This is a genomic window from Clostridium minihomine (genome assembly GCF_900240385.1).
Lineage (GTDB): Bacteria > Bacillota > Clostridia > Oscillospirales > Acutalibacteraceae > Faecalispora > Faecalispora minihomine.
This window is the reverse complement of sequence record NZ_OEQH01000004.1, coordinates 258,195-283,311: the sequence shown is the minus strand read 5'-3', so window position 1 is coordinate 283,311 and position 25,117 is coordinate 258,195. Positions and strand designations below refer to the sequence as shown.

At 47.1% G+C, this 25,117-nt stretch carries 23 protein-coding genes; 14 read left to right on the top strand and 9 right to left on the bottom strand.

What is annotated here, in order from left to right:
- Positions 1 to 110 precede the first annotated feature (110 nt).
- Both C1A02_RS11060 and C1A02_RS11055 read left to right on the top strand, forming a co-directional pair.
- Positions 111 to 1,805, top strand: coding sequence for a phospho-sugar mutase (locus tag C1A02_RS11060; RefSeq protein WP_101698277.1), 1,695 nt, complete (start codon positions 111 to 113; stop codon positions 1,803 to 1,805).
- 1,160 nt (positions 1,806 to 2,965) lie between these two features.
- Entirely contained in the window at positions 2,966 to 4,174 is a 1,209-nt protein-coding gene (locus tag C1A02_RS11055; RefSeq protein WP_101698276.1) for a cofactor-independent phosphoglycerate mutase, read from the top strand.
- A gap of 123 nt (positions 4,175 to 4,297) precedes the next feature.
- On the opposite strand, the gene C1A02_RS11050 is transcribed toward C1A02_RS11055, so the two are convergent.
- From C1A02_RS11050 to C1A02_RS11035, 4 genes are read right to left on the bottom strand one after another with little or no spacing between them, the layout of a single operon-like run.
- Positions 4,298 to 4,804: a hypothetical protein gene (locus C1A02_RS11050; RefSeq protein ID WP_101698275.1), complete on the bottom strand. Its 507-nt coding sequence runs from the start codon at positions 4,802 to 4,804 to the stop codon at positions 4,298 to 4,300.
- A gap of 26 nt (positions 4,805 to 4,830) precedes the next feature.
- Complete coding sequence (locus tag C1A02_RS11045; protein ID WP_101698274.1) at positions 4,831 to 6,081, bottom strand: ABC transporter permease; 1,251 nt, start codon at positions 6,079 to 6,081, stop codon at positions 4,831 to 4,833.
- Positions 6,078 to 6,815: an ABC transporter ATP-binding protein gene (locus C1A02_RS11040; protein WP_101698273.1), complete on the bottom strand. Its 738-nt coding sequence runs from the start codon at positions 6,813 to 6,815 to the stop codon at positions 6,078 to 6,080. The genes C1A02_RS11045 and C1A02_RS11040 overlap by 4 nt, the downstream gene beginning before the upstream one ends.
- Entirely contained in the window at positions 6,812 to 8,539 is a 1,728-nt protein-coding gene (locus tag C1A02_RS11035) for an efflux RND transporter periplasmic adaptor subunit (protein WP_101698272.1), read from the bottom strand. The genes C1A02_RS11040 and C1A02_RS11035 overlap by 4 nt, the downstream gene beginning before the upstream one ends.
- Positions 8,540 to 8,892: 353 nt before the next feature.
- On the opposite strand from C1A02_RS11035, the gene C1A02_RS11030 reads away from it, so the two are divergent.
- A complete protein-coding gene (locus tag C1A02_RS11030) occupies positions 8,893 to 9,639 on the top strand; it encodes an MBL fold metallo-hydrolase (RefSeq protein WP_101698271.1) in 747 nt (248 codons plus the stop codon).
- A 106-nt stretch (positions 9,640 to 9,745) separates the two neighbouring features.
- Here the strand turns inward: C1A02_RS11030 and C1A02_RS11025 are convergent, their stop codons facing one another.
- Entirely contained in the window at positions 9,746 to 10,111 is a 366-nt protein-coding gene (locus C1A02_RS11025) for a VOC family protein (protein WP_101698270.1), read from the bottom strand.
- A gap of 147 nt (positions 10,112 to 10,258) precedes the next feature.
- On the bottom strand, positions 10,259 to 11,440 hold the full coding sequence (locus C1A02_RS11020; protein ID WP_370737803.1) for an iron-containing alcohol dehydrogenase: 1,182 nt from the start codon (positions 11,438 to 11,440) through the stop codon (positions 10,259 to 10,261).
- Between the two features lie 609 nt (positions 11,441 to 12,049).
- On the opposite strand from C1A02_RS11020, the gene C1A02_RS11015 reads away from it, so the two are divergent.
- The 11 genes from C1A02_RS11015 (at position 12,050) to C1A02_RS10965 (ending at position 22,274) form a co-directional block, all read left to right on the top strand.
- Positions 12,050 to 12,742, top strand: a complete 693-nt coding sequence (locus C1A02_RS11015; RefSeq protein ID WP_101698268.1) for a FadR/GntR family transcriptional regulator — start codon at positions 12,050 to 12,052, stop codon at positions 12,740 to 12,742.
- Positions 12,743 to 12,747: 5 nt separating this feature from the next.
- Positions 12,748 to 14,040: an ABC transporter substrate-binding protein gene (locus C1A02_RS11010; protein ID WP_164997194.1), complete on the top strand. Its 1,293-nt coding sequence runs from the start codon at positions 12,748 to 12,750 to the stop codon at positions 14,038 to 14,040.
- Positions 14,041 to 14,122: 82 nt separating this feature from the next.
- Positions 14,123 to 15,001 carry a carbohydrate ABC transporter permease gene (locus tag C1A02_RS11005; RefSeq protein ID WP_101698266.1) on the top strand — a complete coding sequence of 293 codons (879 nt, stop codon included), beginning with the start codon at positions 14,123 to 14,125 and terminating at the stop codon, positions 14,999 to 15,001.
- Positions 15,002 to 15,005: 4 nt separating this feature from the next.
- Positions 15,006 to 15,842 (top strand): carbohydrate ABC transporter permease, encoded by an 837-nt coding sequence (locus tag C1A02_RS11000; RefSeq protein ID WP_101698265.1) that lies wholly within the window; start codon positions 15,006 to 15,008, stop codon positions 15,840 to 15,842.
- 19 nt (positions 15,843 to 15,861) lie between these two features.
- On the top strand, positions 15,862 to 16,677 hold the full coding sequence (locus tag C1A02_RS10995; protein WP_101698264.1) for a transketolase: 816 nt from the start codon (positions 15,862 to 15,864) through the stop codon (positions 16,675 to 16,677).
- Entirely contained in the window at positions 16,670 to 17,602 is a 933-nt protein-coding gene (locus tag C1A02_RS10990; RefSeq protein ID WP_101698263.1) for a transketolase family protein, read from the top strand. The genes C1A02_RS10995 and C1A02_RS10990 overlap by 8 nt, the downstream gene beginning before the upstream one ends.
- A gap of 16 nt (positions 17,603 to 17,618) precedes the next feature.
- Positions 17,619 to 18,017 (top strand): cupin domain-containing protein, encoded by a 399-nt coding sequence (locus tag C1A02_RS10985; RefSeq protein WP_101698262.1) that lies wholly within the window; start codon positions 17,619 to 17,621, stop codon positions 18,015 to 18,017.
- Positions 18,018 to 18,149: 132 nt separating this feature from the next.
- Positions 18,150 to 19,769: a biosynthetic-type acetolactate synthase large subunit gene (gene ilvB, locus C1A02_RS10980; RefSeq protein ID WP_101698261.1), complete on the top strand. Its 1,620-nt coding sequence runs from the start codon at positions 18,150 to 18,152 to the stop codon at positions 19,767 to 19,769.
- Between the two features lie 15 nt (positions 19,770 to 19,784).
- Positions 19,785 to 20,288 (top strand): acetolactate synthase small subunit, encoded by a 504-nt coding sequence (gene ilvN / locus C1A02_RS10975; RefSeq protein ID WP_101698260.1) that lies wholly within the window; start codon positions 19,785 to 19,787, stop codon positions 20,286 to 20,288.
- A 64-nt stretch (positions 20,289 to 20,352) separates the two neighbouring features.
- On the top strand, positions 20,353 to 21,360 hold the full coding sequence (gene ilvC, locus C1A02_RS10970) for a ketol-acid reductoisomerase (RefSeq protein ID WP_101698259.1): 1,008 nt from the start codon (positions 20,353 to 20,355) through the stop codon (positions 21,358 to 21,360).
- Positions 21,361 to 21,494: 134 nt separating this feature from the next.
- Positions 21,495 to 22,274, top strand: a complete 780-nt coding sequence (locus C1A02_RS10965) for a DUF975 family protein (RefSeq protein WP_101698258.1) — start codon at positions 21,495 to 21,497, stop codon at positions 22,272 to 22,274.
- 252 nt (positions 22,275 to 22,526) lie between these two features.
- Here the strand turns inward: C1A02_RS10965 and thiT are convergent, their stop codons facing one another.
- The 3 genes from thiT to C1A02_RS10950 form a co-directional block, all read right to left on the bottom strand.
- Positions 22,527 to 23,099, bottom strand: coding sequence for an energy-coupled thiamine transporter ThiT (gene thiT, locus C1A02_RS10960; RefSeq protein ID WP_101698257.1), 573 nt, complete (start codon positions 23,097 to 23,099; stop codon positions 22,527 to 22,529).
- Between the two features lie 254 nt (positions 23,100 to 23,353).
- A complete protein-coding gene (locus tag C1A02_RS10955) occupies positions 23,354 to 24,034 on the bottom strand; it encodes an HAD hydrolase-like protein (RefSeq protein ID WP_101698256.1) in 681 nt (226 codons plus the stop codon).
- 159 nt (positions 24,035 to 24,193) lie between these two features.
- On the bottom strand, positions 24,194 to 24,589 hold the full coding sequence (locus tag C1A02_RS10950; protein ID WP_101698255.1) for a thioesterase family protein: 396 nt from the start codon (positions 24,587 to 24,589) through the stop codon (positions 24,194 to 24,196).
- Positions 24,590 to 25,117 lie beyond the last annotated feature (528 nt).

Below are 25,117 nucleotides of genomic sequence, written 5' to 3'. Positions count from 1 at the left end.
CTATCTGTAAGGCACAACTTACTGCATTGACAAAAGCTGCCACCAATGATACTCTAATGATACAAAAATAACGTCTTTTGATCGGGCGGGAGGAAAGGAAAGTATCAGGTATGACAGAATATGAAAGATGGCGAAATACCCCGTTGGAAGACCCGAAGCTGACCCAGGAGCTGGAAGACATTGCCGGAAAACCGGAGGAGATTAACGACAGGTTTTATCGTAATTTGGAATTTGGAACGGGCGGTTTGCGCGGCGTGTTAGGCGCAGGCACCAACCGTATGAATATTTACACCATTCGCAAGGCAACCCAAGGCTTGGCCAATTATCTTAACAAGCAGAGAAAAGGCGGTTCGGTTGCCATTGCCCATGACAGCCGCATCAATTCCAACCGGTTTGCGAAAGAAGCGGCCGGGGTTTTGGCGGCCAATGGCATTACTGCCCACTTGTATCCACAGCTGATGCCCACACCGGCGCTTTCCTATGCGGTGCGATATCTGCATTGTGACGCCGGAATCAATGTGACGGCCAGCCACAACCCGGCCAAATACAACGGATATAAAGCCTATGGCAGCGACGGCTGCCAAATTGCGATGGAAATGGCCGATCAGGTGTTGGCAGAGATCAATAGCCTTGATATCTTTAACGATGTCAAGCACATGGATTATGATGCCGGAGTGAAAGCAGGCCTGATTTGCACCATTGCAGACGAAGTCACCGATGCTTATTTGGCGGATGTGAAAAAGCAAAGCCTGTTAAAAGATATCGACAGTGGTCTGAAGCTGGTTTATACACCGCTGAACGGTGCGGGACGAATGTGCGTTACCCGTATTCTGGACAGCATCGGGATTCGGGATGTAACCATTGTGCCTGAGCAGGCAGAGCCGGATGGGAATTTCCCCACCTGCCCCTATCCGAACCCGGAATTCCGCGAAGCACTGCAAAAGGGACTGGAGCTGAGCGAAAAGGTGCAGCCGGATCTGCTTTTGGCGACCGACCCGGACTGCGACCGGGTGGGCATCGCTGTGCGGCATAAAGGGGATTTTGTGCTTCTTAACGGGAACGAGGTAGGCGTTCTGCTGATGGATTATGTGGCGCGTCAGCGGGTTGCAAACGGCATTATGCCGAAGAACCCGGTCGTGATCAGCACCATAGTCAGCACCGATATGAATGAGGCGATTACCAAAGAATACGGAATTGAACTGTTTAAGGTTCTGACCGGCTTTAAATTTATTGGCGACAAGCTGGCCGAGTTAGAAGAGCAGGGCAGAGAAGATCAGTTTATTTTTGGATACGAAGAAAGTTATGGCTATTTGTCCGGCAGCTATGTGCGGGATAAAGACGCGGTGAATGCCAGCATGCTGGTTTGTGAAATGGCTTTGTATTACAAGCGTCAGGGCAAAACTTTGGTGGATGCAATGGAAGACTTGTATCAAAAGCACGGATACTATCTAAATGACCTGATGAACTTTGTGTTTGAAGGGCAGGATGGCATGAACAAAATGTCTGCCATGATGGATTCTCTGCGTAAATCTACGCCCCAGCAAATTGCGGGAATCCGGGTGACCGGGCACAGCGACTATTTGCTGAGCGAGCGGCATGACGAAGAAGCTGTCAGTCAGATTGCTTTGCCGAAATCTAATGTGTTGGAATTTCGGCTGGAAAACGGCAGCAAGCTGATGGTGCGGCCCTCCGGCACAGAGCCGAAGCTGAAAGCCTATTTGTCTGCCAAAGGTAAAACCCGGCAGGATGCCCTGAATGTGATTGAAGCACTGAAAGAGGCAACGCCTAAATTGTTGGGAATTTGAAAATTTTGTTCATAATATAAAAAATTACTATCAAGGTATTGACAAATCGGAAAATCAGAGTTATACTATAAACAAGTTATACAGGACGGACAAACGAAGTCTGCGCGATATATTGGAATTAGCGCCATGCAAAAGCATACCGGACCGGCATTCGGCCGGGATGGCCAGGTCTGTATAATCATCTTATTAATAAAGCGGCTAAGAAAAATCTTAGCCGCTTTTTTGATCTCATTTATTTTAATTTGGCGATCACAACCTTGCACCACAGTTTTCAGAAGCATCGTTCTATAAAAATGCTGTATGCCGGTACAAAAACACAAACAGAAGAATTTTTGTTAAAATTCTGTTAATAATATGCAAAAATCAGGTTGGGTTATTGACAAATCGGAGAATTGGGGTTATACTATAATCAAGTTATACAGGACGGACAAACGAAGTCTGCGCGATATATTGGAATTAGCGCCATGCGAAAGCATACCGGACCGGTATTCGGCCGGGACGGCCAGGTCTGTATAATCATCTTATTAATAAAGCGGCTAAGAAAAATCTTAGCCGCTTTTTTGATCTCATTTATTTTAATTTGGCGATTACAACCTTGCACCACAGTTTTCAGAAGCATCGTTCTATAAAAATGCTGTATGCCGGTACAAAAACACAAACAGAAGGATTTTTGTTAAAATTCTGTTAATAATATGCAAAAATTAGGTTGGGTTATTGACAAATCGGAGAGTTGGGGTTATACTATAAACAAGTTATACAGGACGGACAAACGAAGTCTGCGCGATATATTGGAATTAGCGCCATGCGAAAGCATACCGGACCGGCATTCGGCCGGGACGGCTAGGTCTGTATAATCATCTTATTAATAAAGCGGCTAAGAAAAATCTTAGCTGCTTTTTTTGTTTGTTATGACAGAAAATCAAAATGCTTTGCCTCTCCGCTTCATTTACTCGAAACAGCCGGGGAGAGTGTGGGTTGTCATTTTATAGGGAAGTTTTTAAATTAATAAAAGGACTGGGGCTGATACCAAAACAGAACATAACAGGATTTTTTGAGCTTCGATGGAAAAGGTGAATTCTTTTCTTTTTACACAAGCTGTTTGAAATGTAATCTGCAATATGTTAGAATAAACGAAATATCATAAGAAGGGATCTTTCTCTATGAAATATGTAGTTCTGTTGTGCGATGGAATGGCGGACTATCCGGTGGAGGAGCTGGGCGGGAAAACCCCCATGCAGGCCGCCCACAAACCCAATATGGATGCTCTGGCTTGCAAGTCCCGGGTTGGGCTGGTGAAAACTGTGGCGGATCATTTAAAGCCGGGCAGCGACGTGGCCAATCTGTCGGTTCTGGGATATGATCCGTCAGAATGCTATACCGGCCGTTCTCCTTTAGAGGCGGGAAGTATCGGCATTGACATGAAGCCCACGGATGTATCTTTCCGCTGCAATCTGGTTACCCTGTCGGATGAACCGGAATACGCCGACAAAACCATTTTAGACTACTGTGCCGACGATATCTCAACAGAGGAAGCAAAGATTCTGGTGGAGTATCTGGCCGAGCATCTGGACAATGAAGAGTTTAAGTTATACAGTGGGGTAAGCTACCGCCATTGCCTGATTTGGGACAACGGAACCTTGGAGATAGGCACGCTGACGCCACCTCACGATATTACCGGAAAGCCCATCAAAGATCATGTGCCGACACACCCCAATGCGGCAAAGCTTTACGCAATGATGGTAAAATCCTATGAACTGCTCAAAGATCATCCGGTGAATTTGGCCAGGATGGAACGCGGACAGCGCCCGGCCAACAGCATGTGGCTGTGGGGAGAAGGTGTTCGCGCCCAGCTGTCTCCTTTTGAGCAGAAGTTTGGTGTAAAAGGCTCGATGATTTCTGCTGTGGACTTGCTCAAGGGAATCGGAAAGTTTTCCGGGATGAATGTGGTTTCTGTGGAAGGAGCCACCGGTTACATTGATACTAATTTCGAGGGCAAAGCTCAGGCAGCTTTGCAAGAATTGGAGCAAGGGCAGGGCTTTGTTTATATTCATGTGGAGGCTCCCGACGAGTGCGGGCATCGCCACGAAATCGAAAATAAAGTCAAATCCATCGAATACATTGACAGCCGGATTCTGAAACTTCTGTTGGAAGGCATGGAACAATACGATGACTACCGAATTTTGGTGGTGCCGGATCATCCCACGCCTTTGGCACTGCGCACCCATACCAATGACCCGGTTCCGTATTTTATTTATCAAAAAAGCAAGGAACAGCCCGGGGTAGAGTGCTTCTCGGAAGAATCTGCGGCAAATACGGGAATTTGCATTAATACTGGCCATTTGCTGATGGAAGAATTCTTAAAAGGTTAGTCAGAACCCGAACTATCTGAAATTGCTTTAAAATTTGTGGTGCCCGGCTTTTCGCCGGGCACATCTTAAAAAAGAAAGAGCACCCCCGAAAAGAAATTCTCTTTTTGGGGGTGCTCTTTTGCTTTAGGAACGGGGAGCCAAAGATTTAAAATAGGCAATTACTTCGGCCGGGGCATCGTAATAATAGGTAAGATAATCTGTCAGCAATGACTGACTTTTTGTAATGGAAACCGGCAGCTGCATTCTTAAGGTGTTGGTATTTTTATATAAGGTAATATCTAACATTTTTTCCGGAAATCTGCTGTTGCTGTGGGCGGCACCAGATTTGTACAAACGGAACAGATATTCCGGTTTTAAATGCTGCAGGGTTTTTGTTTTGCTGGGCTGTTTTTGAAATTTTTCCTGCGTCACTGGGGAAAGGACGGCTGAAATAAAATTCAGGGTGTTTTGATCCTCAATGGCCTTTAACCATTCCCAATCCTTTGCCGAGTATACTTCAGCAAGGGCAAGCGATTGTGTTGCCGGTGTGTTTAATGTGCTGCTGTTTGTAAACGTGGTAACGCATTCGCTTGAAACAATGATGGATAAAAACAGGAAGATAATAATAATCTCCCGTGGTTTGCGAATCATTTCTTTTGCCTGCCTTTCGTTTTCTGTTACTCGTAACGCAGTGCCTCAATGGGATCCAGCTTTGCAGCTTTATTGGCGGGGTAATAGCCAAAAAACAGGCCAATCGCCATAGAGAAGCCCACCGCAATCACAATAGAGGTGATGGAGGGGATTACGGGCTGTTTGATTAATAGGCTGCCTGCATAGCCTAAAAGGCCGCCGGTGATAATGCCCAGAATACCGCCGATCACACAGATGATCATAGATTCCACAATAAACTGAATGCGAATGGCACTGTCTTTGGCACCCAGGGCTTTTCGTATGCCGATTTCTCGGGTACGTTCGGTTACGGATACCAGCATAATGTTCATAACGCCAATGCCGCCTACCAGAAGGGAAATTCCGGCGATAACTGCGATGGCCAATGACATAGTGTTCATAATATTGTTCATTTCAGCCAGCTGGGAATCTAGGCTCACCGCACGCACCATAACTTTTTCGTTCTTGGCGTAATACGTATTGAAAAAGTCTTCGGTATCTGCGGTAATTTTTGCATAATTAGAACCCATCAGTGCACTAACCATAAAGGAAGCGTATCCGTCGTCGCTGCGGTTTAGTATACGGGTAGCTGTTCCAAGGGGAAGATATAGATTGGTGGTGTCAGTAACCCCCATCATCATTTGCATGGTTTCATTTTCCAAAGCAACATCTTCATAAATTCCGACAATCGTTACGGTTTCCCGGCCGGTATCTAAAGACACCTTAATTTCTTCGCCCAACGGATTCGGATTGCCGGGGAATAAAATGGCAACCAGTTTTTCCGACACAATCGCCAGATTGTTGGAACGCTGAATATCGCGGTCGGTAAAGAATCGGCCGCTTTTCATTTTGATGTTTCCGGTAGTGGCATAGCCGGGGCTGACGCCAGAAACATCTACTTTATAGGTTTCGCCGCGAAATTTAATCGTGCCGCTCCCAACCCCTTGGGACAGGCCGATTCCATTGATTTTATCGGCAAACCGTTCTTGATATTTTTCAATCATTTCATCGGTAATCAGTTCATCGGAATCCATTGACATGCTCATGGCGTTGTCTTTGGGAGATAAATACACCTGAATGTTGGTAATTCCAAAGCTTTCTAAAGCGGTACTGACAGAATTGGTCATGGAAGTACCCACAGATGAAATGGCGATTACCGAGCCAATGCCGATGATAATGCCCAGCATGGTTAACAGGGCACGCATTTTATTGGCGAGAAGGCCTGCTGCGGCCAGGCGGATGTTTTCGGATAAATTCATATGTTGTCCTCCCCGCCCCACAGAAGACGCGCTTTTTCTCGATTGTCCTGATCATCCACAATCCGGCCGTCACGAATGGTGATGATTCGGTCGGTTTCTTCTGCTAATTCTTGGTTATGGGTGATTAAAACGATGGTTTTCTTTTCTTTTTGGTGCAGGGTGTGAAACAAATCCATCACCAAACGCCCAGTTCTGCTGTCCAGTGCGCCGGTGGGCTCATCGGCCAGAATAATTGCAGGATCATTGGCCATGGCGCGGGCGATGGCCACACGCTGTTTCTGTCCGCCCGAAAGTTCGTTTGGCATGTGCTTTTCCCGTTGGGACATATCAACCAATTCCAAAAGCTCTCGGGAGCGCTTGATGCGCTGAGAACGGGGCGTGCCTGCATACAGCATAGGCAGCTCCACATTTCCCAATGCGGTGGAGCGGGGAATCAGGTTAAAGGTCTGAAATACAAATCCGATTTTCCGATTGCGGATATCTGAGAGCTGGTTGCTGGACATTTCTGAGGTAGCCATGCCATCCAGTTCGTATTCGCCAGAGGTCGGGCGATCCAAAGCACCTATCAGGTTCATCAAGGTGGACTTTCCGGAGCCGGATGCGCCCACAATAGAAACAAATTCACCATCGGATACAGTCAGGTCAATTCCGTGCAGGATTTCCAATTCATTGGGGGTTCCCAAATAATAGGTTTTAATAATATTGTGCATTTCAATTACGGTTTTGCCGCTCATGGCGCTGCCTCCCCAGAACCGCTGCTAACCGCGTCTGCCAGCGCCTCGGCACCGCCGGTTACAGTAATAGGAAGCCCGGGTGTCACAGATTTCGCTTCGGAAATGACAGGGATTCCGGCCGTGATTCCATCACCGGAAATTTCCACGGAAAAATCGGTTTCCAAACCGGTGGTTACCGGAAGTGAAATAGACTGATAGGAGTCATCGGGCTGCTTTTTTACGGTATAAATGACTGTTTTCCCTTCTTCGTTGGTGGTCAGCGCATCATAGGGAACGGCGAGCACATTGCTCTTTTCTTCTAAAATAATTTTTGCCTTGGCGCTCATTCCGATGCGCAAAGGAGAATCGGGCGTTTGAATCAGCACTTCGGCTTCAAATTCCACATTGTTGTTGGCCGCTGCTGCGGCGCCGGCTGCGGCATCTGCCCGAATGGCTGCGGGATAAATTTTCTGCACGACGCCTTCATATTCGGTCTTGTCGGTGGCGTCCGCAGTGATTATGGCTTTCATTCCTTCTTTCACAGAGGGAATGTCGTATTCTTTAATGCGCACGGTGACTTGCAGTCCGCCAGTGTCCTCAATGACAAACATTAAACCGTTGGCCACTGCGTTTTCCACTGCGTAAACAGCGGTAATGGTTCCGGCGGCCGGGGCCGTAATCTTGCATTTTTGCAGATTGGTATTCAGTGTCTTAATTTCCGCTTGCAAAGACTCGGTATTGGCGGCTATTTTTTCAGAATGAATGGTATCCTGAGCGCTTTCCAAAGACTGCTCGATTGAGGTTTCCATCGCCTTGAGAGCGCGAACCGCATTGTCATAAGCAATCTGGGAATCTTCTACCGCTTTGTTATAGGTTTTCATTTTATCGGTGGCAGCATTTTTTGCAGAGGTTTCGGCCGCTGTCAGTGATTTTTTGGCATTGTTGTAATTCAGCTCGGCATCTTCATAGGCTTCGCGAAGGGTTTTCAGAGAAGTGGCCCCTGTGTTTTCGTCAATGATGACCTTATCCTCTTCATATTTATCCAGAGCTTCTTGGGCCTCTTTAATTTTTTCTTTGTCAGCCCCTGAATCTTTCAGCTTTTTTAATTCATCTTTCAAATCTTTATAGTCGTCTTTCCATTCTTTTTTGGCATCATCATAAGCCTTTTTTGTCCGGTTCAGTACGACTTCTGCTGAGGATAGGGTTGCTTTGGGCTGCAAAAGCTGATCTTTGGTTTCTTGATCCACTCTTTGCTGGTTGATGGTTTGGTCATCCACAGCTTTATCCAAAGCGCGTTGTGCGGCCACCACTTGTTCTTTTGCCGCATTCAGCTGAGTATTCAGCCCTTGATCTAAAGTGCCTTTGGTTTCTTCATAGTTTTTTTCCGCTATTTTAATTCGCTGCTGTGAAGCTTCGCTTCCGGTGCGAAGGGCAATTTGCCTTTGCTCCAGCGTATTATGTAAGTCGGTGTCATCCAGTTCGGCCAAAAGCTGACCCGCAGAAACCCGATCTCCCACTTTCACGTGAACACGTTCGATAGGGGCGGAAACCTCTGCATAAACATTGATGGTGTCGGTGCTTTCCACATTGCCGCTGGCTTCGATGGTGTTTCGAAGAGCCTGTGCAGTCAGCGGTTCTGTTTGTACCGGGGTGGGGGCCGGGGCTTTGTTGGAGAACAGCATGGAAGCAGCAATGGCTCCAACCACCACAACGCCGGCGATAAGAATTATTTTCTTTTTTTTCACATTGTTATCCTCCAGAAATAGCATCCTAATGGACAATTGAATTCTGTATTAGTTAATTAATACAATCATACATGAAAGTAAAACAAAAATCAATATATCCAATTAGGCAATTAAAAAATTTACGGCTAATTTACAGTTCCGACATATTTTTACTCTGTTTGATAGGCGCTTTTGCAAGAGATCTGATTAGTCGTCTATAACAACTTTATAATAAAATGATTTGGGGGGCATGTCAAGAAAAGACCACAAGGGAAAAACAGGAATTCTGCACAAAAAACCTTTGGAGTTTTAGAAGAGTGATTTGAAAACAAAAAAAAATCATGGTATACTGGCAAAAAGAGGGGGATGAAACCATGGATTTGCAGTGCTGGTATTTATATAACAGTGCTTTCGTGTTAAAAACAAAAACACATTGCTTTATTTTTGATTATTATCCTTATGAAGGACAACCCGTAACCGGTGATTTAGACCGGGGCAGGCTGGATTTGAAGCAAATTCGCGATTTTGGCCTGCCGGTGATTGTTTTTGTATCCCATTCTCATTACGATCATTATGATAGCAGTATTTTTGAATGGAAGTGGATGCTTCCGGATGTGAAATATGTTCTTTCCAGTGATGTTCCCGCCAGAGGAAGCATTTTGGATGAAAATGTGCTGGTGGTGGAACCAAATCACGGCTATCAATTTCAGGGAATGGGAATTCAGACACTTTCTTCCACCGATCAGGGGGTGGCTTTTTTAATCCGGGCACAGGGTTTCACGCTGTATCATGCGGGGGATCTGAATTTCTGGGATTGGGAAGGGGAAAGCCCTGTATACCGCAAACAAATGGAGCAGAATTATAAAGAACAAATTGATTTTCTAAAAGGCGAAACCATTGATTTGGCTTTTGTTCCCTTAGATGGCAGGCTGGAAGGCAACTATTGGAAAGGGCTTGATTACTATATGAGAACCACCCAAACCAGACACGTGGTTCCCATGCATTTTCGCCAGCAGTATGAAGTGTTTGACTGGCTGAAAGAGCAGCCCCAGGCCCAGGATTATTTAGACAAGGTGCAGATTTTAACCCGCAGAGGGCAATCCTTTCAGGTGAAGGGATAAAGTGGTTCTATCTAAAATTCAGATGAAAAAAGGGCTGTTGCAAAACAGAAGTTTTGCAACAGCCCTTTTTATTCGAATTTATTTTGTTGGTGCTTTCTTTTTTTGACTATCTGTCCAGAATCTCAATCCAGTATCCGTCCGGGTCGTTGATAAAATACAGATCCATTTCATGGTTTTCATAGCAGATGCAATCCATGCTTTTGTGCAGTTCATAGGCTTGCTTTTTGTCGGGAACGCGCACAGCTAAATGAATTTCATTGTCGCCCAGATTGTAGGGCTCTTTGCGATCCCGCATCCATGTCAGTTCCAGCTCAAAGTCTGTGGAACTGTCAGTCAGGTAAACCAGAATAAAGGAGCCGTCTGCGGCGCATTTGCGGCGCTTTTCAGTCAGACCCAGTGCTTTTTCGTAAAACTCCAGGCTTTTTTCCAGATTCAGTACATTATAGTTAAAATGAAGAAATGTAGAATTCATAAGACATCTCCTTCTTTACATCCTGTTTATTGGATGGCACATGTTTGTGTTTTCGGGTTTTGTCATCCTGTTCCTTTAAAAACTTGGAACAGGATTTTTATTTTTCTGTTCCAAGTGATGATTCATCAGACAAAAAGGTCAGAACATTTACCGGTTTGCCATCTGATAAATCTTTCGGATATCTTCCAAGGCGAGCTTCTGGAACGTGCCGATGGTACGGGTGTTCTGGAAGGAGCAGCGCATGGCCAGTTCATCAATTGCTTCTGAAGGCTGAACTTTAATCTCAAGCTCGGTGAAATTGGTGGGCATATCAAGAGAGCGGAAATAGCGGACAGCGGCCTCAATAGCGGCGGTAGACAGCGTTTCCACATCTTCACCGGCCAGTCCCCACACATTTCTTCCAAATCGGGCAAAACGTTCCGGATCGGAAGAACGGGTATAAAGCGCCCACGAACCCCATATTGCGGAAAGGGACGCGCCGTGGGCTACGTCGAATTTACCGCTGAGTTCATGCCCCAGCTGGTGCGGAGCAAAGTCTTTTTCGTTGCCCAGCCCTGTCAGGCCGTTGTGAGATAAACTTCCGGCCCACATCAGCTCACTCATAGCCTCATAATCATGGGGATTTTCCATGGCCTTGGTGCCGTTTCTTATAATCACCCGCAGCAAAGCTTCTGCTATTTCGTCAGTAACCTGATTGGTTACCACCGGGTTAAAGTAACGGTCCATGGTGTGCATCATCATATCCACAATGCCGCAGGCAATTTGGAATTTTGGCAAAGTCATGGTCAGTTCCGGGTTTAAAGCCGAAAAAGCAGGACGGTTCCATTCACAGTTGAGGCCGCGCTTATTGCCGGTTTCTTCGTCTGTCAAAACGGCCGAATCACTGGTTTCGCTGCCGGCTGCTGAAATGGTTAACACGGTGGCCACAGGCAAAGCTTTTGTAACTGGCTTTTTAGAAAGCCAGAACTCCCATATATCGGTTTCCGGATTGGCTGCGCCAATGGCAATGGCTTTTGCAGTGTCGATAACACTGCCGCCGCCCACTGCTAAAATCAGGTCTGCGCCCCATTCGACGGCCAGTTTTACGCCTTTTCGAGCCAACTGCAGCCTGGGGTTTGGTTGAACTCCGCCCAAAGTCTGAACGGCTAGTCCTGCCTGCTGAATCGATTCTTCCATTCGAGAGAGCAATCCGCTTTTTACAACACTTCCTCCACCGTAAACCAGCAAAATTCGGCTGGCGCCGCGCTTTGCCGCTTCCGGGGCAATCTGTAACTCTGCGCCTTTTCCAAAAATCACCTTGGTGGGAACCTGATAAACAAAGCTTTGCACAGTCAACATCCTTTCTATCATCCAAATTTCCAAATTGCGGCAATCTACCCTTATTCTATATCGTGGCCGGTTGCAAAGTCAAGTATACCAAGGTAGAATCGGTCTTTTCGTAAAAACCGAATGAAAGTTGATTGAAATAAAGAACAAAAAATCAAGGTATGTTTTTGTGCATTTAGTAAAAAATAAAATTGGAGGGAAATTGCTGAAAACCACCGAAAAGTCTGTTGGTATCTGGCTTTTATTTGGCACTCTTACTTTTGTCTGAAAAAGAAAAAAGGGAAAACCGTTATTTTTTCTAGAAAATTCTATCATTGGTTACTTGATTTTAGAAAAAAGACAAGATATAATAGTGTCAAATTCTAATCGGACATCAGCGGTCAGACATCACACCAGTTTGGTTCGATTTTTGGTATTATTTTATATCAAAACTAAAAATCAGAAGAATTATTTATTTAAATTCTTTGAAATGGAAAAATGGATTTGGTGCAAACAGAGCGATAATTCTGTCATATTGCACAAAAAGGCTTTGCTTTGCGTTCGATTTGGTGTGAAAGAATGGGATGGTCTGACAGCAAAAACAAGGCTTTGCCAAAGCCGGGGAGTGTAGAGATGAGTCAGATTTTATTTGGGACTAGGGAGCTTCCACTTTTAATTTCTAAAAAGCTGAAGGAAATGATTTTGGAAAAGAATTTAAAACCGGGAGATCGTCTGCCCAGTGAAGGCGAGCTTGTGGCGATGTTCGGTGTAGGGCGGTCTACGGTGCGCGAAGCGGTGAAGCTTCTGATTGCGGATAATATTGTCGAGATTCACCGGGGAAAAGGGACTTATGTAACAGAAAGCCCCGGCATGAAAAATGATCCGTTGGGTTTGGACTTCGCCAATCAGAACAAACTGCTTCAAAATCTGCTGGAAAGCAGACTGTTAATAGAACCTCAAATAGCAAGTCTGGCGGCACAAAGGGCAACCGGCGACAACCTCTACCGGCTCAGTCAGGCCATTGAAAAAATGGAAATCGCAGAAAAAACGGATGATTTGGCTTATCCCTCCTGCGATGTGGATTTTCATACGGCCGTGGCGGAGTGTACGCAGAATGATGTTTTGCAGCGCATTCTGCCTTTAATCTGTGAATCGATTCGGGAAGGTTATCTCGAAACGATGAATGTCCCTGGCACGCATCGGCGTGCAATCGAGGCCCATATCCGTATTTTTGAGGCAATTCGCAGCAAAAATCCGGATGAGGCGGCAGAACAGGCTCGACTGCATATCCTGCAGGCTATGGACGACTCTAAGCTGAAATATTAGGAGGAATGACAGTGAAAAGAAAAAAGATTTTAGCCTTTACCCTGGCGCTTGCTATGGCAATGACTTCTTTTGCCGGCTGCGCCAAAAAGCCTGACGCTTCTTCCAGTGGGGCCGTTTCCGGCGCCGCTTCTGGGGAAGCAGTAACCCTTACCCACTGGTATTGGGCAGATAACTCGGATTACTCTGCAAAGATGAAGGAAATCGTGGCTGATTTCAATAAGTCCAACAAGAACAACATTACCGTAGTGGCAGAAGAATATCCTTGGGACGGCGGCAAATACAGCGAAAATCTGTTTAACGCTGTTATGGGCGGCGGCGGCCCCGATACTGCGGCATGGAAGCTGACCGCAACTCCCCTGTTCACAGCCAACAATCTTCTGGCCAGCTTGGACGATTACGTGGCAAACTGGGACAAGAAAGACGATATTGACCAGAACATTTACAACATTATGAAAGAAGCCGGCGGCAAAGATGAAATGTATGTGATGCCCTGGAACATTCAGGTTCTGTACGTTTACTACCGCCCCTCTATTTTCCAGAAGGCCGGAGTAGAGGTTCCCAAAACCTATGAAGAGTTTCTGAATGTCATCAAGAAGACAACGATGGATACCAACGGTGACGGCAAAACCGACGTTTACGGCTTTGGTATGCGCGGCGCAAAGGGTGGACAAGAACCCTGGGGCAGCTTTATTTATGGCCGCGGCGGCAGCTTTAATGACATGACCACTCCCGAATCTGTTCAGGGTATGCAGGACTTCATTGACCTGTATAAGAACGGTTATGTACCGCCCACGGCTACTCAGGATGGATTTAACGAGATTATTTCCAACTTTAAGTCCGGCAAAACCGCTATGACCATTCACCATACCGGTTCTTCTGCTGATATGGTAAAGACCTTTGGCGATGATGTGGACGCATTCCCCTTCCCCGCAGGCAAAGGCCAGTGGACCTCTATGGGTGACACCGAGAACGTAATCTTCGAGTCCTGCAAAAATAAGGACGCTGCTTTTGAGTGGCTGGCTTATCTGGCAGCCGGCGAAGGCCAAGAGAAATGGTGCACATTCACCGGAAACGTGCCGGTCAGCAAGACTGTGCAGGCTCTGCCGGAATTCCAGGATAATAAGTTTATGAAGGCTTCCATGGAGGGTCAGTCCTATGCGGGCATTGTTCCGATTAAAGACACAACCACCGAGTGGATTAGTACCATTTGGCCCAACACAGTGGCTGCTGCCCTGTCTGGCAAAACAACTGCCGAACAGGCTATGAAGACCCTGCAGGACGGTCTATACGGCAAATAAAAGGATGTAAGATTTCGGTTTGTGGGCTGCAATGAGACAAAATCTGGTTGCAGCCCCATTTTTTAGAAGAGGTGATTTTACAGTGCAGCGCAAAAAGACGAATATATGGCCGTATTTGCTGATCACGCCTGCGGTGCTGATTATTGTCGCGGTTGTTTTGATTCCCGCGCTCAACGCGATTCTAATGAGTTTTCAAAATTACGATTTAAGAAGGCCAAGCGACATCGGTTTTATTGGCTTTGCCAACTACATCGAAGTGCTGCAGGATGAACTGTTCTGGTCGTCTCTTTGGCGGACTATCCTCTGGGTTGTATTTGGCGTGGGATTCCAGTTTGTTTTTGGATTTATCTTGGCAAATCTTCTGAACAAAAGCTTTAAAGGCCGCGGTGTTGTCCGCGCGGTCAGCCTGATCCCTTGGGTCACCCCTGGCGTTCTTATCGGTTTGATGTGGCGCTGGATTTATGATGGAAGCTATGGCGTGCTGAATGACCTTTTAATGAAGGTCGGCCTGATTGATATGCCGATTCCGTTTTTGGCACAGCAATCTACCGTTATGCCGTCAGTCATTGTGACCATCATCTGGCAGGGAATTCCGTTTTTTGCCCTGATGCTTCTGGCCGGTTTGCAGGGGGTTCCCGGCGAACTGTATGAGGCGGCGGATATTGACGGTGCAACCGGAATGCAGAAGCTGTTCCGAATTACCATTCCCGCAATTAAGAACACCATTTTTGTAACCACTTTGCTGCGCATTATCTGGGTGGCAAATTCCGTCGACGTAATTTTCAACATGACGGGCGGCGGGCCTGCTTATGCGTCTCAGACGCTGAGCGTTTATGTTTTCAACAAGGCGAACGCCCTGAATCTGGGCTATTCGTCCACGATGTCGCTGCTGCTTACTTTGCTTTTATTGTTGGTGGCGATTCCGTATCTGAAAAATATGTTTGCGAATCAGGAGGCGTAAAACGATGCAGCATAAAAGAACACCTTTGCAGAAATTTTTGCTCTTGTACCTGCCTCTGATTGTAATGCTTCTGTTTTTGCTGTTCCCGTTTTATTGGACGTTTGTTACTTCCATTAAACCGGAATCAGAGCTTTATGGCAGTGTAATTACCTATTGGCCTCAAAATGTGACATTTGAATCCTACAAAAAATTATTTGTAGATTTTAACTTTTTAAAACCCATGGGCAACAGCTTGCTGGTGGCGGCGATTACCACCATCATCAGCTTGGTGGTTTCCATGCTGGCTGCTTATGCTTTCTCTCGTTATCGCTTTGCCGGAAGAAAAGCATTTATGATTCTGTTTTTGACCAACAACATGTTCCCTACGGTCTTGCTGTTGATCCCGCTTTATGCTATTATGCGTAGTATGGGTCTGTTGTACACCCCCATGTCTTTGGTGCTTTCTTACACCACTTTCACCATTCCTTTTTCCGTGTGGCTTTTAAACGGGTTTATCAATGATTTGCCTTTGTCGCTGGAAGAAGCCGCCATGGTGGACGGCTGCAACCGCGCACAGGCTTTCACCCGGATTATTTTTCCGGTTTTGGTTCCGTGTCTTGTGGCTACCGGAGTGTACATCTTCATGACCTCCTGGAATGAGTACACCTTTGCTGTTATGTTTACCAACGAAAGCAACCGTACCATTCCCGTAGCACTTAAGAATTTGATCGGTCAGCTGGGGGTCCAGTGGGATCTGCTGACGGCCGGTGGAATTATAACAATCATCCCCGTCTGCATCATGTTCTTCTTCGCGCAGAAACGCTTGGTAGAAGGCTTGACCGCGGGGGCCGTGAAGGGTTAATTGTAAAGGAGTAATCGAAATGAACAGCGAACTGAACGCAAAAGCAAAGCAGATTAGAGTCGATATTCTGGAATCGCTCTATGCCTGCCAGTCGGGACACCCCGGCGGGTCCTTATCCTGCGTGGAAATTCTGTTGGCGTTGTATGAAAATGTAATGAAGTACGATCCGAAGAATCCGCAAATGGAAGACCGTGACCGTTTTGTGATGAGCAAAGGCCACGCTTGCCCGTCGCTGTATGCAATTCTGGCTGATAAAGGATTCTTCCCCAAGAAGGATCTGCTGTCCCTGCGTCAGGCGGATTCCCACCTGCAGGGGCACCCTGATATGACAAAGACCCCGGGCATTGACTGCAACACCGGTTCTCTGGGACAGGGAATCTCTGTTGCGGGCGGCATGGCCCTGGCGGCCAAATATAAAAAGGCAGATTACAAAGTGTATGCCTTAATTGGCGATGGCGAAATGCAGGAAGGCCTTGTGTGGGAGGCGGCCATGTCCGCAGCGCACTATAAGCTGGACAATTTCACCGTGCTTCTCGATTACAACCATCTTCAGATAGACGGCAGCAACGAAGAAGTTATGAATATCGGCAATCCCATTGAAAAATTCAAGGCATTTGGCTTTGAATGTATCGAAGTGGACGGCCATGATATCGATGCAATTACCAAAGCGCTGAATCAGCCGGTCAGCGGAAAACCCAAGTTTATTTGCTGCCACACTCACAAGGGATATGGAATTTCCTTTATGCAGGATAACCATAACTGGCACGGCAAACCGATTGCAACCGAGAACTATGAAGCGGCAATGAAGGAACTGGGGGTAGAGATCCATGGCTGAGAAGAAATCTTTAAGAATAGCATATGGCGAGGCTCTGGTAGAGCTTGGCGCGAAAAACGATAAAGTAGTTGCGATGGACGCCGACTTGGCCCACGCTACCATGAGCAGTATTTTCATGGACAAGTATCCCGAGCGTTTCTTTAACTTCGGTATTGCGGAAGCAAACCTGGTTTGCGCCGCAGCTGGTTTTGCTCATTCCGGCCTGATGCCTTTTGTCAGCACCTTTGCGCTGTTCGGTGCAGGGCGTGCCTATGAGCAGATTCGCAACTCGATTGCATATGTAAACGCCAATGTAAAATTCGGCTTGTCTCACTCGGGCCTGTGTGTGGGCGAAGACGGCGGAAGCCACCAGTCCATTGAGGACTTGGCGCTGATGCGCGTTCTTCCCAATATGACTATTTTTGTTCCCTGCGATCCCATTGAAACCAAAAAGGCTGTTTTTGCTGCGGCAGAAATTGACGGCCCGGTTTATATTCGCGTGGCACGCCCGGTGTGTGACACTATCACCGAAGAAAGCACCCCCTTCATCCCCGGCAAAGCCAATGTGATGAAAGACGGCTCTGACGTGTGCCTGATTGCCACCGGATTGATGGTTCCCGAAGCTTTGAAGGCTGCCGAGCAGCTGGCTCAGGAAGGCATCAGCGCGGCTGTTGTGAATATGCATACCATTAAACCCATTGACAGCGAAACCATTTTGAAAATGGCAGACAAGTGCGGCGCGATTGTCACTGTGGAAGAGCATTCCATCATCGGCGGCTTGGGTTCTGCTGTGGCAGAAGTTCTGGCAGGCAAATCCAATGCGAAGTTTGACCGCGTTGGCGTGATGGATAAATTCGGAAAATCCGGTAAACCGGCGGATCTGTTCCGCATTTACGGACTGACTCCGGAAAATATTGTGGCGAAAGCCAAGGCGCTGCTGAAATAATAAGGAGATATCGCAAATGAAAATCCAAACCTTTGAAATGAACGGCGAGGGCATGCAGAGAGTCTACGAAAACGAAAAGTGGATGGTAGGCATTAAAAACTGGAAGCCCCAGAATGATATTACAGGCACCACCTGCCTGGAACGCCATAATAAGACCGACGAGCTGTTCGTTTTGCTCAATGGCCGCTGTACTTTGATTACCGGCGAGGAAATCAACGGCGAGCTGAAGCTGGAGGCTTTGGAAATGGAGCCTTTTAAAGTGTATAACATTCCCCAGTCTTTGTGGCACAACACCGTTACTCAAAAAGACACCAAAATGGTTCTGATTGAGGACGTTTCCACCAGCATGGAAAATAGTGACATTATTGATTTGACCCCGGAACAGATTGAAACACTGAAATCCCTGGTGAAATAAGAAATATTGCACAAAAGAATGGCGCTGCGCCGCATTCCAATTGGGATGCGGCGCAGCCTTTTTTAGTTGACGGTTGCTGGATAACATAATATAATTAAAAGCAACTATAATGCTGTGAGAAGGTGGAGTTTTATGATAAGCGGAGCGGAAATCATGGTAAAATGCCTGGAGCAAGAAGGCGTTACCCTAACCTTTGGCTATCCCGGTGCGGCAATTTGTCCTTTTTATGATAAGCTATCGCTATCCTCCATCGAGCATGTCTTGGTGCGTCAGGAGCAGAACGCGGCTCATGCGGCCAGCGGCTATGCCCGTTCCAGCGGCAAGCCCGGCGTGTGCATCGCTACCTCCGGCCCCGGCGCCACCAACCTGATTACGGGGATTGCGACGGCCTATATGGATTCGGTGCCGCTGATAGCCATTACCGGCCAGGTGCGCTCTGAGCTTTTGGGCCGCGACGTATTTCAAGAAGCGGATATTACCGGCGCCTGTGAGCCTTTTACCAAACACAGTTATCTGGTAAAAGATACGGCAGATTTGCCCCGTGTGTTTAAGGAAGCGTTCCATATTGCTTCCACGGGCCGCCCCGGGCCGGTGCTGATTGATGTTCCGGTGGACATTCAGCAGAATCAGATCAAAGAATTTAAATATCCCCCAAATGCGGATATTATCGGATATAAACCCCGTACCCAGGGACATGCTCTGCAAATCAAAAAGGCGGTAGAAGTGCTGGCAAAAGCACAGCGGCCGGTGATTTGCTGCGGCGGCGGTGTGGTTTTGGCGGGTGCACGCAAAGAACTGCTGTCTTTGGTGGAAAAAACGGGAATCCCCGTGGTTTCGACTATGATGGGCATAGGCGTTGTTCCGTTGGACAGCAGGCATTATTTGGGAATGGTGGGTTCCCACGGCAGAAAGCCTGCCAATCAGGCCCTTTTGGCCGCAGATGTTGTGATTCTGTGCGGCGCCAGGGTGGGGGATCGTGCCATTATTTCCCCGGAAATGCTGGGGACTCAGGCACAAATTATCCATATTGATGTGGACCCGGCAGAAATCGGGAAAAACATTACTGCTCATATTCCCATTGTGGGCGATATTCGGCTGGTTTTGGGCAATTTGGCGGATAAGGCCGGCTGGAACCGCTCTGAGGAATGGTTGAGCCGGGTGGAGCAGCTGAAAGAGAATGAAGTGCTGCGAGGGGAACCTTCCGAAGAGTTTGTAGAACCTCGGTCTTTCTTCCGGACTTTGTCAGCAATGATGAAAGACGATGCCATTTTGGTGGCAGATGTGGGGCAGAACCAAATCTGGTCAGTCAATAATTTTAATGTAAAAGAAGGCCGGTTTTTAACTTCCGGTGGTCTTGGCACGATGGGGTATTCCATTCCGGCGGCCATCGGTGCCAAATTAGCCAAACCCCGCCGTCAGGTAGTGGCGGTCTGCGGTGACGGCTCCTTTCAGATGTCCATGTGTGAACTGGGGACTATCATGCAAAGCAATGCCAATGTAAAAATTATCGTGATGGTTAACGAACATTTGGGGATGGTGCGCGAGATTCAGGATAAGCAGTACGGCGGCCGGCACATGGCCACAGAGCTGCACGGAAATCCGGATTTTGTCATGCTGGCCAAGGCCTATGGAATAGAATCTGCTTTGGCAGAAAATAACCGTCAGGCCGAAGAACTGGCAGAAAAGATGCTGGCTTCTCATAAGCCGTATCTGTTGGTTTGCAAAGTCGATCCGGCTTTGCCGTCACTTTAAGAAGGAGGGACTTACATGAAATATACTCTCTCCGTTTTGGTAGAAAACCAGCCGGGTGTTTTGTCTAAGGTTTCCGGCCTGTTTTCCCGGCGCGGCTTTAATATTGACAGCCTTGCTGTGGGCGTTACGGAAGACCCGAATATTTCCCGCATCACCATTGTGGTGGAAGGAAACGATTCTGTGATGGAACAGGTGGAAAAGCAGCTTAATAAATTGATTCCGGTGATTAAAGTCAAGCGCCTTAACGATACCGGGCCTTTTATCAGCTGTGAGCTTTCGCTGATTAAAGTCAGCTGCACCCCTCAATACCGCCCTGAGATCATTCAAATTGCCGAACTGTTTCAGGCTCGGGTTGTGGATGTTTCTCTTACCTCGCTAACGATCCAATTTGCGGATACCTCCGAAAAAACAGAAACATTACTGACGCTTTTAAAACCGTATGGAATCAAAGAAATCGCCAGAACGGGCACTGTTGCACTGGAACAGGGAGCCCAAATAACCAGAAAACAGAATGTTTAAGCGGATTTTCCGATCAAACTTGAACTCTGTCTATAAATATCACCTGCTGAAGGAGGAACATGTTATGTCAAGAATTTATTATGAGGCCGATTGCGATATCAACGTGCTGAAGGGGAAAACTGTGGCGATTATTGGCTACGGCAGCCAGGGTCATGCCCATGCCCTAAACCTGCACGACAGCGGGGTCAAGGTTATTGTCGGCCTGTATGAGGGCAGCAAAAGCGCAGAGCGCGCCAAAAAGGCCGGCCTCGAGGTGCTGAATGTGGCACAGGCGACCAAGGCGGCGGACATTATCATGATCCTAATTCCGGACGAGCGCCAGGCGGAAGTGTATCATAGTGAGATTGAGCCGAACCTGACCGATGGAAAGGCATTGGCTTTTGCACATGGATTTAACATTCATTTTGGACAGATCAAACCCCCGAAATTTGTGGATGTATTTATGATTGCGCCCAAGGGCCCCGGACATACCGTGCGCAGCGAATATCTGGAAGGAAAAGGCGTTCCCTGCCTGGTGGCGATTCATCAGGATGCAACCGGACATGCTTTGGATGTAGCTTTGGCTTATGGCGCAGGCATTGGCGGCGCACGCGCAGCCGTAATGGAAACCACCTTCCGTGATGAAACAGAAACCGACCTGTTCGGCGAGCAGGCAGTTCTGTGCGGCGGCGTAACCGCTTTGATGAAAGCCGGCTTTGAAACATTGGTGGAAGCAGGCTATGCACCGGAAAATGCTTATTTTGAGTGCATTCATGAAATGAAGCTGATTGTGGACTTGATCTATAAAGGCGGCTTCTCGATGATGAGATACTCTATTTCGGATACGGCAGAGTTTGGTGATTATGAAACCGGAAAACGCCTGATCACCGATGAAACCAAGAAAGAAATGAAAAAGATTTTGGCTGAAATTCAGGACGGAACTTTTGCCGGAAAATGGATTGCAGAAAACAAAAATGGCCGTGCTCACTTTAACGCGTGCCGCCGGATCGAAGGGGAACATCAGCTGGAAGAAGTGGGCAAGGAATTGCGCAAGATGTATTCCTGGAGCGACGACGACAAGTACGCAGATTAAGAAAGCAGAGCGGCTGATCCATGGAATAAAAAGATCGGCAGAAAAGGAATCAGGCACAAAACCGGAAAAATTCCGGTTGCCTGATTTTTTTCTGTGAAGGGATAGAAACAGGAGAGGAAGGGGTTATCAAATCGATGTGGAGTAGAGATGTTTTAAAAACCAACGCGAAAAAAGCCATTGGAGGCAAAAGGTTTTGGACTGGTTTTCTGGTCATCGTTGTCGTGACCTTGCTGCCCACCCTTTTGGACGGGTTGTTTTGGGCAGGAAATTACAGTGAAAAAATAATTTATTATTTCGCCTATCAGATTCCATTTGCCGATACCGGCATGTTTTGTATGCTTAGTTTGGCAATCGTTTTAGTGGGGATTTTGATTAGCCTTCCGTTGGAAGTGGGCCGCAGCGCTTATTTTATTCGCAATCGCTTTGGGGAGTCCCGGTTGAGCAATGTATTTTTGGGATTTCAGGGGAATTACGGCAATGTGGTAAAAACGACCTTTGTGACCAATTTAATCATTGGCTTATGGACCCTTTTGCTGGTTGTGCCGGGGATTATCAAACGAATTCAGTACAGCATGGTGCCATATCTTCTGTCTGATAATCCCAATCTTTCCAGTTCCCGTGCCAGACAGATCAGCCGCTTGATGACAACCGGGGAAAAGGGTGCGATTTTTGTATTGCAGCTTTCTTTTATCGGCTGGTTTTTGATTCCGGTTCTGGCGGCGAACCTTTTAGACAACGGAGCTTTTGAGATGGGAGTCATTTCTCAGGTAGTGTCGTTCTTGGGACTGACGTTGATTTACCCTTATTATTATGCGACTTATTCGGAGCTGTATATTTTTCTGCGCGACCGTGCCATTCAGACCGGCATGGTAGAGCCGGAAGAACTGGGATTGTCTTTGGCGGCGCATGAATAAGAAAGATACTGTGTGAAAATTAGAAAAGGGAACCGCCCAACATGGCGATTCCCTTTTTTGCACCTGTGCGTTCCCCCATGGGGCAGGGCTTGTATTGTTGTGGCCGAAGCAAAGAAATTAGGAGGAACATAGAATAGAAGAAGGCATTCGGCTCACCTGCTCTATCATATGACAAGCCGTCCAAGTTGTTGACAGGTCTGTCCGAACTTTGTGGACTTCCCCAAATCAGAAAAGTTTTATTTGTGGACAACGCTATGCTGCATGAGCGGAGCCCTGCCCGCCGGCCCGATTTAAAACTTTCATCAGTGCTACCGTTGCCAAAGAGGTGATGATTAGTTCGGGAAGCATATAGCTGCCGTTATATACCAAAGAATAGAGCCACACAGGGGTTCCTTCGGGCGCATATTCCTGCCAAATCAAAATGCCCGACAAAAAGCTGCAAATAAACCGCAGGAACACGGCGACCCCTGCACCAAAAGCTATGCTGGCTGTGCGGCTGCGGATAAGTTTTCCCCAAAAAGAAGCACTTCCCAAAACGGTAAAGGCCAAAACATAATCCAAAAGAACCACCAAAGCAAAAGCACCCAATGTTTTTGCCGGCGGCGCAGAGAACTGAAGCAGCATTTGCAAAAGGCTGTGAACAAATGCAGTTCCCAGCCCCCATTTTAGGCCATGGCGATAAGACACCAAAACCAGGGGAACCATGCTGGCTAAAGTAATTGAGCCGCCCTGGGGCAGTTCAAATATCTTCAGCATGCTCAAAACGGTGGCAAGGGCAATCATCAAGGCACATTCCACCAAAGTGACCGTACTGTTTTTTTTCATAGAAGATCCTCCCGCGCTGTTATCAGCGCGTCCGCTGTTTCGGTAACGGAAAACCGAAATTGGAACTGTTCTTCTACCTGAAATTCTGTGCTGCAAATAAAAAAGGCGCATTGCGGGAAATACCACAATGCACCTTGGCTTGCTGCAAACAGTTTTCCTACGCTGGCATTACCCAGATCAGGTCAAAGGGACATCGGCGTCAATCCGCCTTATCTCAGCCGCGTATACGCAGCGCCCCGTATTCAGTTCTGTAATCAATATATCACATTCGCTTCGTTTGTCAAGAGAAGTTTTTCCAGCTGCACAAAATCTGGGACGAACCGGGCTTTTGGGAAGGAATCCAGCATTTCCTGCTGGGTTCCATATCCGTGCAGTACACCGATGAAGTCCATGCCGGCTTCCAGTGCCCCGTTGGCATCAAACCTGGTGTCGCCAATCATGACTGCCTGGCCGGGCTCTGCCGAAAAGTGATCCAGGCATTTTTGAATTACGGCGGTTTTGCTGCTGGAATGTTCTTTTTCATCACCTGGCCCGGAAATATAGTCCACCATGGAATACAAGTTAAAAATCTGCGCCACCCGTTCCGCCTGCTTTTGGGGTTTTGAGGTCGCAATGCAGATTTTGGCCCCGGCTTTGCGCAGGGCAGAAAGCAATTCCTGCGTATAAGGATAGACCGAATTTTGAAAAATTCCTTCGGCTTCATAAAGCTTTCGGTATAAAAGCACCGCTTCTTCGCTTTTTTCATGGGAAATCCCACAGGTTTCAGTAAAGCTTTGATACAGCGGCGGGCCGATAAAGGTGCGCAAAAGCTCCTGGGGCGGCTCTGGATGATTGATTTGCGCCAGCACCTTCTGCACGGTGCTGATAACGCCCGGCCCCGATTCCGTTAGGGTACCGTCCAAATCAAACAAGACAAAGGGGTATACAGGTTTCATGGCACTTCCTTCCCTAGGGGTTCTCTGAAAAAATCAGATTTTCACCAGCGCTTGCTGCAAAAGACAAGTTTGGAAGATATCCTGTTTTAAGATACTCCCATTCATTGTTTTTTCAGCAAAAAGCAGATGAATTTTCTTGCTTTCAAGAGCTCCTATTGCTTATTTTTCTTTGCGCTCCTGCACCTTTTTTAAGAAGCTGTCTCGCTTAATGCTGGCGCGCACATGAGTTCCGGTGGCAATTCTGCCTGCGTTGTCAAAGGCCTGAAGAGCAAAGCCGAATTTTCTGCCGTCGGTTTCTGTCAGTTCGGCGGCGATTTTTACGGTGACACCCTCAGCGGTGGGGGCCAAATGCTGCACGCAGATTTCTGCGCCCACCGTGGTTAGCCCATCTTCCAGATAACCCTGTGCCAGTTCAGCGGCAACACCCTCCATTAAAGCTACAATTCTGGGGGTTGCCAGAACTTCGACACTGCCGCTGCCGATGGCGGTTGCCAAATCGGCAGAAGTAACGGTATAGTCTCGGGAAAGCGTTTGTCCAATTTTCGGTTCGTTCATTGTAATTCTCCCTTCTATTCGGTATAATAAAATAAAGTTTTTGAAGTCTGCCCGGCGAAAATAAAAATCCGGAAAGACTGCAAAGAATCCTATCGTTGTCTTTGCTATGACTGCTTTTCAGGCGTCGGAAGTTTAGCTTCCGCTTACGCCGTAAGGTTATTTAAACTAAAACCATTTTCAGTTTACGGTAAGAACGGCAAAACAATAGACTAGAATAAACTGTAGTTCAATGTTCTTTCAGGCGTCGGAAGTTTAGCTTCCGCTTACGCCGTAAGGTTATTTAAACCAAAACGATTTTCAGTTTACGGTAAGAACGGCAAAACAATAGACTAGAATAAACTGTGGTTCAATGTTCTTTCAGGCGTCGGAAGTTTAGCTTCTGCTTACGCCGTAAGGTTATTTAAACCAAAAATCATTTTCAGTATACGGTAAGAACGGCAAAACAATAGATTAGAATAAACTGTGGTTCAATGTTCTTTCAGGCGTCGGAAGTTTAGCTTCCGCTTACGCCGTAAGGTTATTTAAACC

What these genes read in the sequence shown, in the direction of transcription:
- C1A02_RS11030 (WP_101698271.1), top strand. Translation starts at nt 8,893, where the DNA reads ATGGATTTGCAGTGCTGGTATTTATATAACAGTGCTTTCGTGTTAAAA.
- C1A02_RS10955 (WP_101698256.1), bottom strand. Translation starts at nt 24,034, where the DNA reads ATGAAACCTGTATACCCCTTTGTCTTGTTTGATTTGGACGGTACCCTA.
- C1A02_RS10965 (WP_101698258.1), top strand. Translation starts at nt 21,495, where the DNA reads ATGTGGAGTAGAGATGTTTTAAAAACCAACGCGAAAAAAGCCATTGGA.
- C1A02_RS11055 (WP_101698276.1), top strand. Translation starts at nt 2,966, where the DNA reads ATGAAATATGTAGTTCTGTTGTGCGATGGAATGGCGGACTATCCGGTG.
- ilvN (WP_101698260.1), top strand. Translation starts at nt 19,785, where the DNA reads ATGAAATATACTCTCTCCGTTTTGGTAGAAAACCAGCCGGGTGTTTTG.
- ilvC (WP_101698259.1), top strand. Translation starts at nt 20,353, where the DNA reads ATGTCAAGAATTTATTATGAGGCCGATTGCGATATCAACGTGCTGAAG.
- C1A02_RS11045 (WP_101698274.1), bottom strand. Translation starts at nt 6,081, where the DNA reads ATGAATTTATCCGAAAACATCCGCCTGGCCGCAGCAGGCCTTCTCGCC.
- C1A02_RS10995 (WP_101698264.1), top strand. Translation starts at nt 15,862, where the DNA reads ATGAACAGCGAACTGAACGCAAAAGCAAAGCAGATTAGAGTCGATATT.
- C1A02_RS10990 (WP_101698263.1), top strand. Translation starts at nt 16,670, where the DNA reads ATGGCTGAGAAGAAATCTTTAAGAATAGCATATGGCGAGGCTCTGGTA.
- C1A02_RS11060 (WP_101698277.1), top strand. Translation starts at nt 111, where the DNA reads ATGACAGAATATGAAAGATGGCGAAATACCCCGTTGGAAGACCCGAAG.
- ilvB (WP_101698261.1), top strand. Translation starts at nt 18,150, where the DNA reads ATGATAAGCGGAGCGGAAATCATGGTAAAATGCCTGGAGCAAGAAGGC.
- C1A02_RS11015 (WP_101698268.1), top strand. Translation starts at nt 12,050, where the DNA reads ATGAGTCAGATTTTATTTGGGACTAGGGAGCTTCCACTTTTAATTTCT.
- C1A02_RS11025 (WP_101698270.1), bottom strand. Translation starts at nt 10,111, where the DNA reads ATGAATTCTACATTTCTTCATTTTAACTATAATGTACTGAATCTGGAA.
- C1A02_RS10985 (WP_101698262.1), top strand. Translation starts at nt 17,619, where the DNA reads ATGAAAATCCAAACCTTTGAAATGAACGGCGAGGGCATGCAGAGAGTC.
- C1A02_RS11010 (WP_164997194.1), top strand. Translation starts at nt 12,748, where the DNA reads ATGACAGTGAAAAGAAAAAAGATTTTAGCCTTTACCCTGGCGCTTGCT.
- C1A02_RS11040 (WP_101698273.1), bottom strand. Translation starts at nt 6,815, where the DNA reads ATGAGCGGCAAAACCGTAATTGAAATGCACAATATTATTAAAACCTAT.
- C1A02_RS11050 (WP_101698275.1), bottom strand. Translation starts at nt 4,804, where the DNA reads ATGATTCGCAAACCACGGGAGATTATTATTATCTTCCTGTTTTTATCC.
- C1A02_RS10950 (WP_101698255.1), bottom strand. Translation starts at nt 24,589, where the DNA reads ATGAACGAACCGAAAATTGGACAAACGCTTTCCCGAGACTATACCGTT.
- thiT (WP_101698257.1), bottom strand. Translation starts at nt 23,099, where the DNA reads ATGAAAAAAAACAGTACGGTCACTTTGGTGGAATGTGCCTTGATGATT.
- C1A02_RS11000 (WP_101698265.1), top strand. Translation starts at nt 15,006, where the DNA reads ATGCAGCATAAAAGAACACCTTTGCAGAAATTTTTGCTCTTGTACCTG.